12 protein-coding genes are annotated in these 16,252 nt (G+C 72.5%); 3 read left to right on the top strand and 9 right to left on the bottom strand.

Annotated elements, in window-relative coordinates; translation table 11 throughout:
- Positions 1-10: 10 nt before the first annotated feature.
- From ndk to ABZV93_RS22940, 5 genes are all read right to left on the bottom strand, one after another.
- Positions 11-418 carry a nucleoside-diphosphate kinase gene (gene ndk, locus ABZV93_RS22920; RefSeq protein WP_354939440.1) on the bottom strand — a complete coding sequence of 136 codons (408 nt, stop codon included), beginning with the start codon at positions 416-418 and terminating at the stop codon, positions 11-13.
- Positions 419-515: 97 nt separating this feature from the next.
- The gene (locus tag ABZV93_RS22925) at positions 516-848 is read right to left on the bottom strand and encodes a DUF4233 domain-containing protein (protein ID WP_354939442.1); all 333 of its coding nucleotides are present in this window, start codon (positions 846-848) and stop codon (positions 516-518) included.
- Positions 849-852: 4 nt separating this feature from the next.
- Positions 853-2,250, bottom strand: a complete 1,398-nt coding sequence (locus tag ABZV93_RS22930; protein ID WP_354939444.1) for a folylpolyglutamate synthase/dihydrofolate synthase family protein — start codon at positions 2,248-2,250, stop codon at positions 853-855.
- 85 nt (positions 2,251-2,335) lie between these two features.
- Entirely contained in the window at positions 2,336-3,478 is a 1,143-nt protein-coding gene (locus tag ABZV93_RS22935) for a M20 family metallopeptidase (RefSeq protein WP_354939446.1), read from the bottom strand.
- Positions 3,479-3,483: 5 nt separating this feature from the next.
- Complete coding sequence (locus tag ABZV93_RS22940) at positions 3,484-6,165, bottom strand: valine--tRNA ligase (RefSeq protein ID WP_354939448.1); 2,682 nt, start codon at positions 6,163-6,165, stop codon at positions 3,484-3,486.
- 135 nt (positions 6,166-6,300) lie between these two features.
- Between ABZV93_RS22940 and ABZV93_RS22945 the strand changes: the two genes are divergently transcribed.
- Entirely contained in the window at positions 6,301-7,551 is a 1,251-nt protein-coding gene (locus ABZV93_RS22945; RefSeq protein WP_354939450.1) for a ClpX C4-type zinc finger protein, read from the top strand.
- 64 nt (positions 7,552-7,615) lie between these two features.
- The gene (locus ABZV93_RS22950; protein ID WP_354939452.1) at positions 7,616-8,179 is read left to right on the top strand and encodes an N-acetyltransferase; all 564 of its coding nucleotides are present in this window, start codon (positions 7,616-7,618) and stop codon (positions 8,177-8,179) included.
- 171 nt (positions 8,180-8,350) lie between these two features.
- Here ABZV93_RS22950 and ABZV93_RS22955 read toward each other — a convergent pair whose 3' ends face one another.
- Both ABZV93_RS22955 and ABZV93_RS22960 read right to left on the bottom strand, forming a co-directional pair.
- Entirely contained in the window at positions 8,351-8,812 is a 462-nt protein-coding gene (locus tag ABZV93_RS22955; RefSeq protein WP_354939454.1) for a hypothetical protein, read from the bottom strand.
- Positions 8,805-9,164: a hypothetical protein gene (locus ABZV93_RS22960; RefSeq protein WP_354939455.1), complete on the bottom strand. Its 360-nt coding sequence runs from the start codon at positions 9,162-9,164 to the stop codon at positions 8,805-8,807. The genes ABZV93_RS22955 and ABZV93_RS22960 overlap by 8 nt, the downstream gene beginning before the upstream one ends.
- A 456-nt stretch (positions 9,165-9,620) precedes the next feature.
- Between ABZV93_RS22960 and valS the strand changes: the two genes are divergently transcribed.
- A complete protein-coding gene (gene valS, locus ABZV93_RS22965; RefSeq protein WP_354939645.1) occupies positions 9,621-12,188 on the top strand; it encodes a valine--tRNA ligase in 2,568 nt (855 codons plus the stop codon).
- On the opposite strand, the gene ABZV93_RS22970 is transcribed toward valS, so the two are convergent.
- Together ABZV93_RS22970 and glgP are read right to left on the bottom strand one after the other, a co-directional pair.
- The gene (locus ABZV93_RS22970; protein WP_354939457.1) at positions 12,178-13,557 is read right to left on the bottom strand and encodes an alpha-amylase family protein; all 1,380 of its coding nucleotides are present in this window, start codon (positions 13,555-13,557) and stop codon (positions 12,178-12,180) included. The genes valS and ABZV93_RS22970 overlap by 11 nt on opposite strands.
- Positions 13,558-13,603: 46 nt before the next feature.
- On the bottom strand, positions 13,604-16,207 hold the full coding sequence (gene glgP, locus ABZV93_RS22975) for an alpha-glucan family phosphorylase (protein WP_354939459.1): 2,604 nt from the start codon (positions 16,205-16,207) through the stop codon (positions 13,604-13,606).
- Positions 16,208-16,252 lie beyond the last annotated feature (45 nt).

The raw sequence follows: 16,252 nt of genomic DNA on the forward strand, positions 1-16,252 counted from the left end.
GCGGCAGACTCTAGACCTTCGGGAACCAGAGAGCGATCTCGCGGGCCGCGGACTCGGCCGAGTCGGAGCCGTGCACGAGGTTCTCCCGGTTGGACAGCGCGAGGTCGCCGCGGATGGTGCCGGCGGCCGCCTTCCGGGCGTCGGTCGCGCCGTTGAGCGCCCGCACGACCTCGACCGCCTGGTCACCCTCCAGCACGGCCGCGACCAGCGGGCCGCTGGTCACGAAGTCGCGCAGCGGCGGGTAGAAGGCCTTCTCCACGTGCTCGGCGTAGTGGGCGTCGGCCATCGCCGCGTCGATGGTGCGGAGTTCGAGCGTGACCAGGGAGAGCCCCTTGCGTTCGTAACGGCTCAGGATCTCGCCGACCAGGCCACGGCGTACGGCGTCGGGCTTGATCAGGACCAGGGTGCGCTCGGACACGCGGACTCCTCGCGATGAGTGGGGCCGGCACACGGGGAGGCCGGCTCGGCGGAACGGACAGAACCAACAGGATGGACAGGATGCGCAGCGTAACCGGTCACTGGGTGCGGTCCCGGTCGGCCCGGAGCGCGACGATGCGCCGGTCGAGGACGAGGCAGACGAACCACAGCACGGCGAAGATCGCGCCGAGGAAGAACATCAGGGGTACGACGACACCCAGCGCGATCGCGACCACCTGCAGCACCGACCCGACCACCCGGCCGGCGGGATAGCGCAGCAGGCCCGCCGTGATGAGACAGGCGACGGCGATCCCGCCACCGACCGCGCCGGCCCGGCCGCCGCTGACGTCCTCGATCGACACGGCCACCGGGATGGCCAGGCCGACGATGATCGCCTCGAAGACGAGGATCGCCGCGAGTACCGAGCGCACGCCGTCACCGTCCCCCGAGCAGGACCCGCGCCTCGCCGGCGGTGATGACCGAGCCGGTGACCAGCACGCCGCCGGAGCCGAAGGCCGCTGCCTCCTCCTCCGCCAGCCGCATGCCGAGGTCCAGCGCCTCGTCCAGACGCGGGGCGAGGTCGACGCGTTCCTCGCCGAAGATGTCCATCGCGATCTCGGCGAGCTCGGCGGCCGGCATGGCGCGCGTGGTGGAGTTCTGGGTGCACACGATCCGGCTCAGCACCGGCTCGAACGCCTCCAGCACCCCCTCCACGTCCTTGTCCGCCATCACCCCGACCACGCCGATCAGGGGCTCGAACGAGAACGACTCGGTGACGGCCGCCGCGGTCGCGGTGGCACCGTGCGGGTTGTGCGCCGCGTCGAGCAACACGGTCGGGCTGCGGCGGACAACCTCGAGGCGCCCGGGCGAGCTGACGTTGGCGAAGCCCTCGCGGACCAGGTCGGCGTCCAGCCCCTCGCCCTCGGTGACCCCGCCGGCGAGGAAGGCCTCGACCGCAGCCAGTGCCACCGACGCGTTGTGAGCCTGGTGGACGCCGTGCAGCGGGAGGAAGATCTCGTCGTACGTGCCGTGCAGGCCCTGCAGGGTGAGTTGCTGCCCGCCGACCGCGAGGTCGCGGTTGACGACGCCGAACTCCAGGCCCTCCCGCGCCACCGAGGCGCCGACCTCCGCGGCCCGGCGCATCAGCACCTCCGCGACCTCGACCTCCTGCTGGGCGATCACCGCGACCGCGCCCGGCTTGATGATCCCGGCCTTCTCCCCGGCGATCTCGGCGGGCGTGTCGCCGAGGTACTGCGCGTGGTCGACCGCCACCGGGGTCACCACCGCGACCCGGCCGTCGGCGACGTTGGTGGCGTCGAACCGGCCGCCGAGCCCGACTTCCAGCACCGCGGCGTCGACCGGGGCGTCGGCGAAGACGGCGAACCCGATGGCGGTGACGATCTCGAAGAAGGACAGCGGCCGGTCCAGCCGCGGGTCGGCGAGGTCCACGAACGGCATCACCTCGTGGTAGGCCTGCACGAACCGCTCCGGCGACACCGGCTCCCCGGCCAGGCTGATCCGCTCCCGGATCTCGGCCAGGTGCGGGCTGGTCAGCCGGCCCGCCCGGACTCCGAACGCCGCCAGCAGCGAGTCGACCATCCGGGCGGTGGACGTCTTGCCGTTGGTGCCGGTCAGGTGGATCACCGGCGCGGCGTGCTGCGGCTCACCCAGCAGCTCGCACAGCAGCCGGATCCGCTCGAGGGTGGGGCCTTCGACCGACTTGTGCTCGGGCAGGCGGCGCAGCAGCGCCCGCTCCACCTCGGCGTAGGCCTCCTGGGCGGCCCGGTCGGTCTGCGCGGCCTGGTCCGCCCGGCCGCCATCACCGCGCGCCATGGCGACCAACTCCTGCTCGTGTAGTCACCCGGGCATTGTTTCGCGCTCGGGCGCCGAGCCGCCGCAAGGGGTCGCCATCGCGGGCTCAGCGTGGCTGATCGCGGACCAGTTCGACGAGGCGCGCCAGCAGTGCCGCGCGGCGGGGCAGGTGCGCGACCTCGACGTACTCCCCCGGCGCGTGGGCGTCGGCACCGACCGCGCCCAGCCCGTCCAGGGTGGGGGTGCCCACGCCGGCCGCGATGTTGCCGTCCGAGGCGCCACCGACGCTCGCGCCGGTCAGGGGTTCGAGCCCGAGCTCGCCGGCCGCCCGCTGGGCCAGCGCGAACAACTCCGCCGTGGCCGACGGCTCCAGCGGAGGATGCGCCCAGCCGGCCCGCACGTCCACGGCCGTGCCGGGGACCACCGGGTCGAGGTCGCGGATAGCGGCGTCGATCCGATCCCGATCGGCTGCCGAGGCCACTCGTACGTCGACGTGAACGGACGCGTCGGCCGGCACGGTGTTGTTCGTGGTTCCGGCAGCCAGCACGGTCGGGGTCACGGTCGGGCCGTGCGGCCCCTCGTCCAGGTCGGCGAGCCCCACCACGAGGTGGGCGAGGGCGACGCCGGCGTTGGCGCCGTTCCAGGGTTCGAGTCCGGCGTGCGCGGCCCGGCCGCGCACCCGCACCTCGTAGTGGGACACGCCCCGGCGCGCGGTCTTCAGGGCACCGCCGTCCGCGCTCGCCTCGAGTACGAACGCCGCGGCGCCGGCGCGGGCCTCCTGCTGGATCAGGCCGCGCGAGCTCGGGGCGCCGACCTCCTCGTCACCGGTCACCAGGACGGTCACTCCGTCGCGGCTGGGCAGGACCGACAGGGCGTGGAACAACTGCACCAGCCCGGCCTTCATGTCGAAGCAGCCCGGGCCGTACGCCCTGCCGTCGTGCACCTGCCAGGGGTGTTCGGTCAGCGAACCCACCGGCCACACCGTGTCGTGGTGCCCGAGCAGCAACACCCGCCGCCCGTCCGACGCGTCGCCGAAACGCCACCGCAGGTGGGTACGCCCGTCGGCGACGATGCGCTCCGGCGCCTGCCCGGTCAGGCGTTCCCCGAGCTCGGCGACCACGTCCGCGCTGGCGGCCACCGCGGCCAGGTCCGCCGACGGCGACTCCTGGCGCACCAGCGTCCCCAGGTCGTCCACCATCCCCGGCAGGGCGTCGGTGAGCGACCGCAGAGCTGCCTCGATTGACGGCACCGGGGTCAGCCGGCGGGCAGGGCGGCGAGCTGCGCCTCCAGCCGGGCGATGTCGGCCTCGGCCGTGGCGTACTGGCGGTTCACCTTGTCAACCACCTGTTGCGGCGCCTTGGCGAGGAACTCCGCGTTGCCGAGCTTGCGCTGGGCCTGGTCGCGGTCCTTGCGGGCGTTACCGAGGTCCTTCTCCAGCCGCCGCCGCTCGGCCGCCACGTCGATCGTGCCGGCGGTGTCCAGCTCGACGCGGACGTCGCCGACCGGCAGGGACGCCGACGCGGTGAAGTCCGGTCCTGCCTCCTCCAGCCGCAGCAGCGTGCGGATCGCAGGCTCGTGCGCGGCGAGGACGCCCGCCTCGATGCCGACCAGCCGGGCCGGCACCCGCTGCCCGGGCCGCAGGCCCTGGTCGGAACGGAACCGCCGGACCTCGGTCACCAGCCGTTGCAGGGAAGCGATCTCGGCCTCCGCGGCCTTGTCGGCGTACGCCTGCTCCGGCACCGGCCACGAGGCCACCACCAGCGACCGCTCGGCCTCGCCCGTGGCGGCGCCCGCGGCCTCACCGTCAACGCCGCCTTGCGTCAGGGCGAGCCACAGCTCCTCGGTGACGAACGGCATCACCGGGTGCAGCAGCCGCAGCAGCCGGTCCAGGACGTGCCCGAGCACCGCCCGGGTGGCCTGTGCCGCGTCCCCGCCCGCTGTCAACGACGTCTTGGCAAGCTCGACGTACCAGTCGCAGAACTCACCCCACGCGAAGGCCTGGATCGCCTCGCACGCCCTGGCGAACTCGTAGCCGTCGTAGGACGCGTCGACCTCGGCGATCACCGTGTGCAGGCGGGACAGGATCCACCGGTCCGCGCTGGACAGCCTGTCCGCCGCAGGCACCGGCAGCCCGGCGGACGCGCCGTTCATCAGCGCGAAGCGGGAGGCGTTCCACAGCTTGGTGGCGAAGTTGCGCGAGCCCTGCGCCCACTCCTCGGTGATGGGTACGTCGGAGCCGGGGTTGGCGCCGCGGGCCAGGGTGAAGCGGGTCGCGTCGGCGCCGTAGCGGTCGATCCAGTCCAGCGGGTCGATGACGTTGCCGAACGACTTCGACATCTTCTTGCCGTGCGCGTCGCGAACCATGCCGTGCAGGACGATCTCGCGGAACGGCACGCTGTCGGCGGGGCCGCGGTCCTGCATGGCGTACAGCCCGAACATCGCCATGCGCACGACCCAGAAGAACAGGATGTCGTAGCCGGTGACCAGCACGCTGGTCGGGTAGTAGCGCGCCAGGTCGGGGGTCTGCGCGGGCCAGCCGAGGGTGGAGATCGGCCACAGCCCGGACGAGAACCACGTGTCCAGCACGTCCTCGTCCTGGGTCCAGCCCGGGCCGGTGGGCGGCTGCTCGTCCGGACCGACGCACACCACCTCGCCGTTCGGCCCGTAGAAGACCGGGATGCGGTGGCCCCACCACAGCTGGCGCGAGATGCACCAGTCGTGCATGTTGTCGACCCAGGAGAAGTAGCGCTTGGCGAGCTCGGGCGGGTGGATCGCGATCCGGCCCGACCGCACGGCGTCGCTTGCGGCACTGGCCAGCGGCTCCACCTTCACGAACCACTGCAGGGAAACCCGGGGCTCGACCACGGTGTCGCAGCGCTGGCAGTGGCCGACGGCGTGGCGGTACGGCCGGACCTCGCGCTCGATCCGCCCGTCGGCCCGCAGCGCGGCGACCACGGCCGGCCGCGCCTCGAACCGGTCCAGCCCCTGGAACGGCCCGTGCGTGGTGATCACGCCGTGCTCGTCCATGATCACCAGGCTGGGCAGGTCGTGCCGGCGGCCGATCTCGAAGTCGTTGGGGTCGTGGGCGGGGGTGACCTTCACCGCGCCGGTGCCGAACTCCGGGTCGACGTGCTCGTCGGCCACCACCGGGATGCGGCGGCCGGTCAGCGGAAGCTCGACGTCGGTGCCGACCAGGTGGGCGTAGCGCTCGTCGTCGGGGTGCACCGCGACGGCGGTGTCACCGAGCATCGTCTCCGCGCGGGTGGTGGCGACCACGAGGGAGTTGTCGCCGTCGCCGTAGCGGATGGAGACCAGCTCACCGTCGTCGTCGGAGTGCTCCACCTCGATGTCGGACAGGGCGGTGAGACAGCGGGGGCACCAGTTGATGATCCGCTCGGCGCGGTAGATCAGCCCGTCGTCGTACAGCCGCTTGAACATCGTCCCGACGGCCTGCGAGAGCCCCTCGTCCATGGTGAACCGCTCGCGGGTCCAGTCGACCGAGTCGCCGAGCCGGCGCATCTGGCCGAGGATCTTGCCTCCGGACTCGGCCTTCCACCGCCACACTCGCTCCACGAACGCCTCCCGGCCGAGGTCGTGGCGGGACAGGCCTTCCTTGGCAAGCTCGCGTTCGACGACGTTCTGGGTGGCGATGCCGGCGTGGTCCATGCCGGGCAGCCACAGCGTGTCGAAGCCCTGCATCCGGCGCCTGCGCACCAGGACGTCCTGGATCGTGTGGTCGAGAGCGTGGCCCACGTGCAGGGAGCCGGTGACGTTCGGCGGCGGGATGACGATGGAGTACGGCGTGGCGTCGGGCTTGCCGCTCGGGGTGAAGTAGCCGCGCTCGACCCACCGCTCGTAGAGCGTGCCTTCCACCTCGGCCGGAACGAACGTCTGCGGAAGCTCGGGCGCGGACTCGGGCCGCTGCGGCGCACTCATGCGGTGAAGTTTAGGGACCGGCTCCCGGCGCCCGATCACGCGGGAACGGCGCGTCGTCCCGGCGTCGCGTCCAGCAGGGTGGACAAACTGTCTATGCCGCTTGACGGCCTCTCCGCCGTCTAGCACAGTGGACGAATGACGTTGGACGAAGAACTCCTCGCCAAGGCGCGTACCGCCCGGGAGCGGCTCGTCTCCCTCCAGCACGACGCCGAGATTGCCCAGGCCGACTACCACTACGCGATCCGGGTCCTCCACGCCGGCGGCGGCTCCATGCGGGAGATCGCCGACGCCCTCGACCTCAGCCACCAGCGGGTCCACCAGGTGGTCGACGCGGGTGATCCCGCCGCGGCCCGCAGGTCCGCCGAGCGCGGCGACCGCGACCGCACCGAACGGGACCGCGACCGCACCGAACGGGACCGGGAACGCGCCGAGCGCGACCGCGGCCGGGCCGAGCAGGACCGGGACCGCGCTGAGCGCGACCGGCAGCGTGCCGAACGCGCTGAGCGGCGCAAGGCCCAGGCCGAGGAGCGCCGGGAGCGGACCGAGCGCCGGCTGACCCGCCGGGCCGAGCGCCGGAACGGTCCCGACCAGTCAGGGGCCGAACACTCCGGCCCGCCTGGCGTACCCGGGTACGACCGGTTGTTCGCCGATACCCGGCACGTGCTCGACCTCGCGCGGGAGGAGGCGGTCGGGTTCGGGCACAACTACATCGGCACCGAGTCCCTGCTGCTCGGGCTGATCCGGGCCGACCAGGGCACCACCGGCCGGTTGCTGTCCGCCGCCGGTGTCGACCTCGAGACCGCCCGTGCGGGCGTGGAGCGCCTCATCGGCCGTGGCACCGAGTCCGTGGACGCGGAGCTGGTCCCGATGACACCGCGGGCGGCGAAGGTCGTCGAGCTGGCGCTGCGCGAGGCCAGGCACGACCGCGCGGACCTCGCCCGCGGCGAGCACCTGCTGCTGGCTCTCCTGCGGGAGGGCAAGGGCGTGGCGGCGCAGATCCTCGCCGAGGCCGACTTCGGCCGCTACGACGACGTACGCCGGCGGCTGGGCCGGGCCGGGTTGCGCTGCTCGTTCTGCGGCCGCGACGGGCTGCGGACCGACCGGCTGATCGCCGGGCCGGAGGTCTTCGTCTGCCGGGAGTGCGTCGACGACGCCGCTCAACTGCTGGCCGGTGAGGAGCCGGACTCCCCCGAGGCGGCCGACCGACTCACCCTGGTCGCCGATGGCATGGGTGGCACCGACCGGGACGCCGCCGCCTGCGGGTTCTGCGGCCGCCCCGGCGCCGAGGTCGGGCAGCTGGTCGCCGGGCCGGACACCGCGATCTGCGCCGGCTGCGTCGAGTTGTGCGGGCAGATCGCCGACGAGCCGGACAGCGGGCGCCGCTGAGCGGACGGTTCGTTCGTACGGAATTCTGCTGGCGAGGCGTCTCGCGGCCGGGCACACTGCCCGGGTGCACCCCGCGAACCCCACCGAGCCTGGCGCCGGCCGCCCCGCCCACACCCTGCGCGCCGCCACCGCCGACGACGCCGGCTTCATCGCCGAGATGACACTGGAAGCGTTCAACTGGTCACCGGACCGGCCGGCGTTCACCCCCGAGCAGTTCTGGGCGGACCCGGCGCTGCGGAAGTACGTCGAGGGCTGGCCGGCACCGGGTGAGCAGGGCGTGGTCGCCGTGGCCGGGGACGACTCCGGGGACGAGTCCGGGGGCACCGCCGCGCTGGGCCGGCCGGTCGGCGCGGCCTGGTGGCGCTACTTCCCCGCCGACAGGCCCGGGTACGGCTTCGTCGCCGAGGACGTGCCCGAGGTCAGCATCGCCGTGGCGCCGGACTCGCGCGGACGCGGGCTGGGCCGGGCACTGATCCGGGCGATCGTCGAGCAGGCGCGGGCGGCGGGGGTTCCCCGGCTCAGCCTGAGCGTCGAACGCACCAACCACGCGGCCGCGCTCTACGCGGCCGAGGGGTTCGAGATCGTGGGCGGCGACGAGAACGCCGACACCATGGTCCGCGAGATCTAGGGCGTGTCCTGCGGATCAGGCGGCGAAAGTGAGCGGGCCATCCGCGCCCGGCTGGCAAGGCGGAGGAGGAGCGCGTAGCGGTGTTCTACGCGCGACGACGACAACGCGGCCAGGCGGGATGCGGGGGCACGCGAGCCGGCGCAAGATCCGCAGGACGCCCTAGTCGGTGGATCAGGCGCGCTTCGGCTCAGCCCGGCCGGTGTGCCGGAGCCAGGCCAGCCCGAGGATCGGCAGCACCAGCGGCACGAACAGATAGCCGCGCCCGAACACCGACCACACCGTGGCGTCCGGGAAGGCCACCGGGTCGAACAGGCTGAAGAACCCGATCGTCAGCACCCCGGCGAGTTCGACGCCACACGCGCACCAGGCCACCTTGCGGGCGGTCGGCCCGCCGCGGGCCAGCGCCACGGTGGCCACGACGTACACCACGGCGGAGAACGCCGACAGGACGTACGCCAGCGGGGCCTCGGCGAACTTCGTCAGCATCTGCACCGTCGCCCGTGACGTCGCGGCCACGGCGAACACCGCGTACACCGCGACCAGGACCCGGCCCGGGCCGGAACGGGTGCTCGCCGCCCGCTGCCGCTCCGCACTCACCGGTCGCTCCTCGGGCACCGGCCGCTCGTCAGGCACCGGTCCACACCTGCTGCATCCGAAGGACCAGGACGACGACCACCAGGCCGGCGACGCCGAGGACCACGCTGCTCCAGCGGTTGCGTTCGGCGGCCGCCCACAGCACGGCGGCCGGCATCACCAGCACCGACACCACCATGTAGGCAAGGAACGTCGCGAACTCCGCCGGCCGCTCTCCCCGCACGAGCTGGACGATCACGCCCACCAACTGGACCAGGGCGAGGAGTTCGACCAGTGCGGCGCCGCCGACCTGGAGGGCGCCGGGGAGGCGGTTCAGCGCCGCGATCACCAGGGCCAGCACCGCGAACGCCAGGGCCACGACCATCACCACGACCGCCAGGGGGCCGATCACCGCTGCTCCTCCGTCTGGTCGATCGCTGCTGTCCGGCCGGCCGGGACAGTCCCCGCGCCGATCCGCCGATCCGCCGGTCAGTCTACGAACACGGCCCGACATGTCCTACGCCTGGTAGTACGAACGTCGCCCACGGGGTTGCGGCCTCGCGTATCATCGGCGGCGATGGCTACGAACGGTCCGCTTCTCCCCCGCGCCCGCTGCCGCGCCCACGGCGCCCGGGCGCGAGTAGCCGTGCGCCGCCAGGGCGCGTAGCAGCTTCCTTCTCGCGCATCCCTCGCGGCGCGCCTTCGCCGACCGCACTCGCATCCGGCGTACGCCACCATCCTTCGACGCGGCGCCGCGACTCCAAGGTGAGCCATCGTGACAACCCACGCGACGACCACATCCACCAGCGCCACCACCGCACCCGGCGCCACCACCCCGACCGACTCCGGTACGAACTCCGCCAGGACCATCCCGGACAAGCCCTCCCTTGACGGCCTCCACCAGGCCTGGGCGCGACGCTGGCACGAGCAGGGCATCTACCGCTTCGACCGCTCCGCCGAACGTTCGGCGATCTACGCGATCGACACTCCCCCACCCACCGTGTCCGGCAGCCTGCACGTCGGGCATGTGTTCTCCTACACCCACACCGACCTCATCGCCCGCTTCCAGCGGATGCGGGGGAAGGAGGTCTTCTACCCGATGGGGTGGGACGACAACGGCCTGCCCACCGAGCGCAGGGTGCAGAACTACTTCGGTGTCCGCTGCGACCCCTCCCTGCCGTACGACCCCGACTTCACCCCGCCGGCCAAGCCGGACCCGAAGCGTCAGGTGCCGGTGAGCCGGCCGAACTTCGTGGAGCTGTGCGAGCGGCTTGTCGAACAGGACGAGGAGGCGTTCGCCGGTCTGTGGCGCAAGCTCGGCTTGTCAGTGGACTGGGAGCAGACCTACACCACGATCGGGCCGGTGGCCCGGACCGCCTCCCAGCGGGCGTTCCTGCGCAACTATGCCCGCGGCGAGGCCTACCTCCAGGAGGCGCCGACGCTGTGGGACGTGACGTTCCAGACCGCGGTCGCCCAGGCCGAGTTGGAGTCGCGGGAGTACGCCGGCCACTACCACCGGATCGCGTTCCACGGCCCGAACGGACCGGTGTACGTCGAGACCACGCGGCCCGAGCTCCTGCCGGCCGCCGTGGCCCTGGTCGCGCATCCCGACGACGAGAGGTACGCCCCGTTGTTCGGCACCACGGTGACCTCGCCGGTGTTCGGGGCGGAGATCCCGGTGCTGGCGCACGAGGCCGCCGAGCCGGACAAGGGCGCCGGCATCGCCATGTGCTGCACGTTCGGCGATCTGACCGACGTCACGTGGTGGCGTGAGCTGCGGCTGCCGGTGCGTACGGTCATCGGCCGCGACGGCCGGCTGCTGCGGGAAACGCCGGAGTGGCTGGCGCACAAGCCGGCCTCCTCCGCGTACGCCGAACTCGCCGGGAAGACCACCCACAGCGCCCGGCAGGCGATGGTGTCCCTGCTGCGCGCCTCCGGCGACCTCGACGGCGAGCCCACCCCCACCGTGCGGATGACGAACTTCTACGAGAAGGGCGACAAGCCGCTGGAGATCGTCTCCACCCGGCAGTGGTACATCCGTAACGGCGGCCGCGACGACGACCTACGGGCCGAGCTCCTGGAGGACGGCGCACGGATCACCTGGGTGCCCACCCACATGCGGCATCGGTACGACAACTGGGTCGGCGGCCTGAACGGCGACTGGCTGATCTCCCGGCAGCGGTTCTTCGGCGTGCCGTTCCCGGCGTGGTATCCCCTGGACGGCGACGGCGAACCGGACTTCGACCACCCGTTGCTGCCGAGCGAGGTCGAACTCCCGGTCGACCCGTCCGCCCAGGCGCCACGGGGGTACGACGAGTCGCAGCGCGGCCGGCCGAACGGCTTCGCCGGCGACCCGGACGTGATGGACACCTGGGCCACCTCCTCGCTGTCCCCGCAGATCGCGGGCGGCTGGGAGCGGGATCCGGACCTGTTCGCCCGGGTGTTCCCGATGGACCTGTGCACGCACGCGCACGACATCATCCGCACCTGGCTGTTCTCCCGGATGGTGCGCGCCCACCACGAGCACCAGACCGTGCCGTGGACGCACGCGCTGATCTCCGGCTTCATCGTCGACCCCGACCGCAAGAAGATGAGCAAGTCCAAGGGGAACGCAGTGGTGCCCGAGCAGATCGTCGACACCTTCGGCGCGGACGCGGTGCGCTGGCGGGCGGCGATGGCCCGGCCGGGGCTGGACTCGCCGTTCGACGAGACGCAGATGAAGGTGGGCCGGCGGCTCGCGATCAAGATCCTCAACGCCAGCAGGTTCGTGCTCGGCCTAAGCGCGGAGCCGAGCACGGCCGGCCCGGGTGCCGTGACCCAGCCGCTCGACCGGGCGATGCTGGCCGCGCTCGCCGAGGTGGTCGAGCGGGCAACCAGTGCGTTCGAGGCGTATGACTACACCACTGCCCTGGAGGTCACCGAGCGGTTCTTCTGGACGTTCTGCGACGACTACCTGGAGCTGGTGAAGGACCGCGCCTACCGCGGCGACCCTTCCGTCAAGGCGGCGTTGGCACTGGCCCTGTCGGTACAGCTGCGGCTGTTCGCGCCGACCATGCCGTTCGTCACCGAGGAGGTGTGGTCGTGGTGGCGGGACGGTTCGATCCACCGGCAGCCGTGGCCGCGCGTGGACGAGCTTCCGGCCGGTGGTGCGCACGGACGGCTGCTGACACTGGTCGGTTCGGCGCTGTCGGCGGTGCGCGGGGAGAAGTCGGCCCGCAAGCTGTCCATGCGTACGGAGCTGGACCGGGTGGAGGTGCGCGGCCCGACCGGTGACCTCGACCTGCTGGCGTCGGCCCGTGACGACCTCGCCGCCGCCGGCCGGATTCGCATCCTCGACCTCGTGCCGGACACCACCGCCGAGGGACTGTCGGTGAACGTCGGCGTCGACCCCGGCGACACCGGCGAGAGCGGCGACAGCGGCGAGGTCAGTCGCTGAGCAGGATCGACCAGCCGTGGGCGGGGACCGTCGTGATCGGCGTGTCCTCGCCCCGGCCGGTCGCAGCGGTCTCGGTGGTCTCGGCGGTCTGGGCGACGTGGAAGCCGGTGGCGTCGACCGGGAAGTCGTACGCCTCGTCGTGAAGATTCAACAGCAGCAGGGTTTCCGGGCCCGCCGCCCCGCCACCACCATCACCACCGGCCGGAGTCGACCGCAGCGCCAACCCGCAGTTGACGACGTGCTCGGTGGTGGTGCGGGCATGTGTCAACCACGGGTTGCGGCGGCGGAAGGCGAGCAGCCGCTGGTGCAGGTGGTACAACGGCCAACCCGACGGCGCGAGGTCGGCGGGGGAGGCCGGGAACTCCGGCCGGATCGCGTCGTCGCCGCCCTCGCGTTCCTCCTTGGTGCCCTCGAACGCCTGCTCGTCCCCGGCGTAGATGGTCGGCACCCCCGCCACGCACACAAGCACGGCCAGCGCGTGCCCGAGGTGCCGCTGGTCCTCCAGCCGGGTGGCGAGCCGGGTCACGTCGTGGTTGCCGGTGAACGTCTGCGGCAGCTCGGCGGCCAGGAACTCACCGTGCCTGCGCAGCGCCCACTCCAGCTCGAACAGGTTGCGGTCGTTCAGACTGCTCCAGATCGCCTTCCACAGTTCGTACTGCGTGACCGAGTCGACCGTGCTCTGCGTGGCGAACTCCGCGTAGTCGCCGTGGATCACCTCGGCCAGGAACCATGCGTCCGGATGGGCGGCGCGGGCCGGCGCCAGGACCGTACGCCAGAACGACGGCGGCACGGCGTAGGCGGCGTCCAGCCGCCAGCCGGAGATCCCGCGGTCCAGCCAGTACGTCAGCACCCGGGTCACGTGGTCGGCGACGGCCGGCTCGGCGTGGTCGAGGGCGACCAGCTGGTGGTGACCTTCGAAGGTCGCGTAGTCGTCCGGCCCGTCGCCGGTACGCCGGAACCACCGGCCGGCCGGTGAGTCCGGGCCCGACCGCAGCGCCTCGGCGAACACCGGGAACGACCGGCCGACGTGGTTGAACACCCCGTCCAGGACGACGCGCAACCCGCGCGCCCGGGCGGCGGCCACCAGCCGGTCGAAGTCGGCCTCGTCGCCCAGCCGGGGGTCGATCCGGAAGTGGTCCTCGGTGTCGTAGCCGTGCGTGCCGGAGGCGAACACCGGGCCCAGCAGCAGCCCGGAACACCCCAGGTCGGCCGCGTAGTCCAGCCACGCCTCGAGCCGGACCAGCCGGTGGCGAACCGGCTGGACCGCGCCCTCACTCTCACCGAGAACGTCGTCGGCAGAGGTCTCGGCGCCGACGAAGCCCAGCGGGTAGACGTGCCACAGCACCGCGTCGTCGAGCCAGGTCGGCACCACTCCCCCGTTCGTGCCGGGCGTACCTCTGGTGATCAGGCCGTGCTCAGCGCAGGTCGCCGTTGACCATCGGCGACGCCGCCGGCGGCCAGGCCACCAGGCCGAGCTCGGCCGGCGAGCTGAGTTCGGGGTTCTTCGGCAGGATCCGGACGGTGTAGCCCACCGGGCCGGTCCGGTCGAAGCGCACCTGTCCCTCGTAACGGTAGCGGCCCGCCTCGTAGTCCTCGGCCCGCTCCAGCGACACCAGGCTCGGGCTCTGCAGCCGGTCGGCCTCGTCGACCCGGCCGTGCAGGACCTGGATGTCCACGTCGTCGGGTGAGAGACCGCCCAGGCTGACGAACACCCGCAGCTGCGCGGACCCGCCGACCTCGGCACCCTCGCCGGTGCCGACCGACTCCACGTGGTCGACGTGCACGCCGCCCCAGCCCTCCCGGACCCGCCGCTTCCACGCGGCGAGCTGCCGGGCCCCCTCGAACGAGGAGTTCATCGCCCGCGAGCTCAGCGCGGCCGGGGCGTAGAGCTTGGTCACGTAGTCGTCGAACATCCGGGTGGCCAGCACCTTCGGCCCGAGCGACTTCAGCGTGTGCCGGACCATCTCCAGCCACCGGCGCGGCAGGCCGTGCTCGTCACGGTCGTAGAACCGTGCCGCCACCTGGTGCTCGAGCAGGTCGTAGAGCGCGTGCGCCTCGAGGTCGTCGCGCCGGTCGGGGTCGTTCACCCCGTCGGCGGACGGGATCGCCCAGCCGTTCTGGCCGTCGTACCACTCGTCCCACCAGCCGTCGCGGATGGAGACGTTGAGCCCGCCGTTGAGGGCCGCCTTCATGCCGGACGTGCCGCACGCCTCGTACGGCCGCAGCGGGTTGTTGAGCCACACGTCGCAGCCGGTGACCAGCGGGTGGGCCAGGCCCATGTCGTAGTCGGGCAGGAACACGATCCGGTGCCGGACCTCCGGGTCGTCGGCGAACCAGACGATCTCCTGGATCAGCCGCTTGCCGCCGTCGTCGGCCGGGTGCGACTTGCCCGCGATGACCAGCTGGATCGGCCGCTCCGGGTCGAGCAGCATCCGCTTGAGGCGTTCCCGGTCCGACAGCATGAGGGTGAGCCGCTTGTACGACGGCACCCGGCGGGCGAACCCGATGGTGAGGACGTTCGGATCGAGCGCGTCGGCCACCCAGCCCAGCTCGGCCTCGGAGGCACCGCGGGCCAGCCAGGACTCCCGCAACCGGTCGCGGGCGTAGTCGACCAACCGGGCACGCATGGCGGCCTTGGTCTTCCAGATCGCCGACTCCGGAACCTGGTCGATGCCGGCCCAGTCCTCCGCGCCGTCGCGGGCGGTGGGGTCCACCTCGGGGCGAGACACCAGCTCGGTCATCTCCCGGGCGACCCAGGTGCCCGCGTGCACGCCGTTGGTGATCGAGGTGATGGGCACCTCGGTCTCGTCGAAGCCCGGCCACAGGCCGGCGAACATCCCGCGGCTCACCACGCCGTGCAGGGCGCTCACGCCGTTGGCGCGCTGGCCGAGGCGGAAGCCCATCACGGCCATGTTGAACAGGCCGGGGTCGCCGCCCTCGTAGTCCTCGGCGCCGAGGGCGAGGATGCGGTCGACGGGGACGCCGGCCGCCTCGTTGTCACCACCGAAGTGCTGCTCCACCAGATCCCGGGCGAACCGGTCGATTCCGGCAGGCACGGGGGTGTGGGTGGTGAACACGGTGCCGGCGCGGGTGACCTCCAGCGCGGCGTCGAAGTCCAGCCCGCAGTCCTCGACGTACTCCCGGATGCGTTCCAGCCCGAGGAAGCCGGCGTGGCCCTCGTTGGTGTGGAACACCTCGGGCGAGGTGGCGCCGGTGATCCGGCAGTAGGCGCGCAGCGCGCGCACGCCCCCGACGCCGAGCAGCATCTCCTGCAGCAGCCGGTGCTCGGTCCCACCGCCGTAGAGGCGGTCGGTGGTGTCCCGCTCGGCGGGCTCGTTGTCCTCGATGCCGGAGTCGAGCAGCAGCAGCGGCACCCGGCCGACGTGCGCGACCCAGATCTGGGCGACCAGGCGGCGGCCGCCCGGCAGGCCCACGGAGACACGGGCGGCGGTGCCGTCGGCCTCGCGCAGCAGGCTGAGGGGCATCGCCTGAGGGTCGACGATCGGGTAGCGCTCCTGCTGCCAGCCGTCACCCGACAGTGACTGCTTGAAGTAGCCGTGGCGGTAGAGCAGGCCCACGCCGATCAGCGGGGCGCCGAGGTCGCTGGCAGCCTTCAGGTGGTCGCCGGCGAGGATGCCGAGGCCACCGGAGTACTGCGGGAGTACGGCGGTCAGCCCGAACTCCGGCGAGAAGTATGCGATCTGGCGGGGTACGTCCGGCCCCAGCGACTGGTACCACCGGTCCTGGTGCACGTAGGCGTCCAGGTCCGCGGCGACCGAGCGCAGGTCGGACAGGAACGTCTCGTCCGAGCCGAGCTCGGTGAGCCGGTCGGTGGAGACCTCACTGAGGAGGCGCATCGGATCGTGCCCGGTCGACGCCCACAGCCTGGGGTCGACGGCAGCGAACAGATCCTGGGTCGGCGGGTGCCAGGACCAGCGGAGGTTCATGGCGAGGTCGCCGAGCGGCGCGAGCGGCTCGGGCAGGACCGGTCGGACAGTGAATCGACGGATGGCACGCACGAGGGCAGAGGCTAACCCAGTGGAAGGTCCGACACGCCGTCGGCA

Source organism: Actinopolymorpha sp. NPDC004070, from assembly GCF_040610475.1.
Classification (GTDB): domain Bacteria; phylum Actinomycetota; class Actinomycetes; order Propionibacteriales; family Actinopolymorphaceae; genus Actinopolymorpha.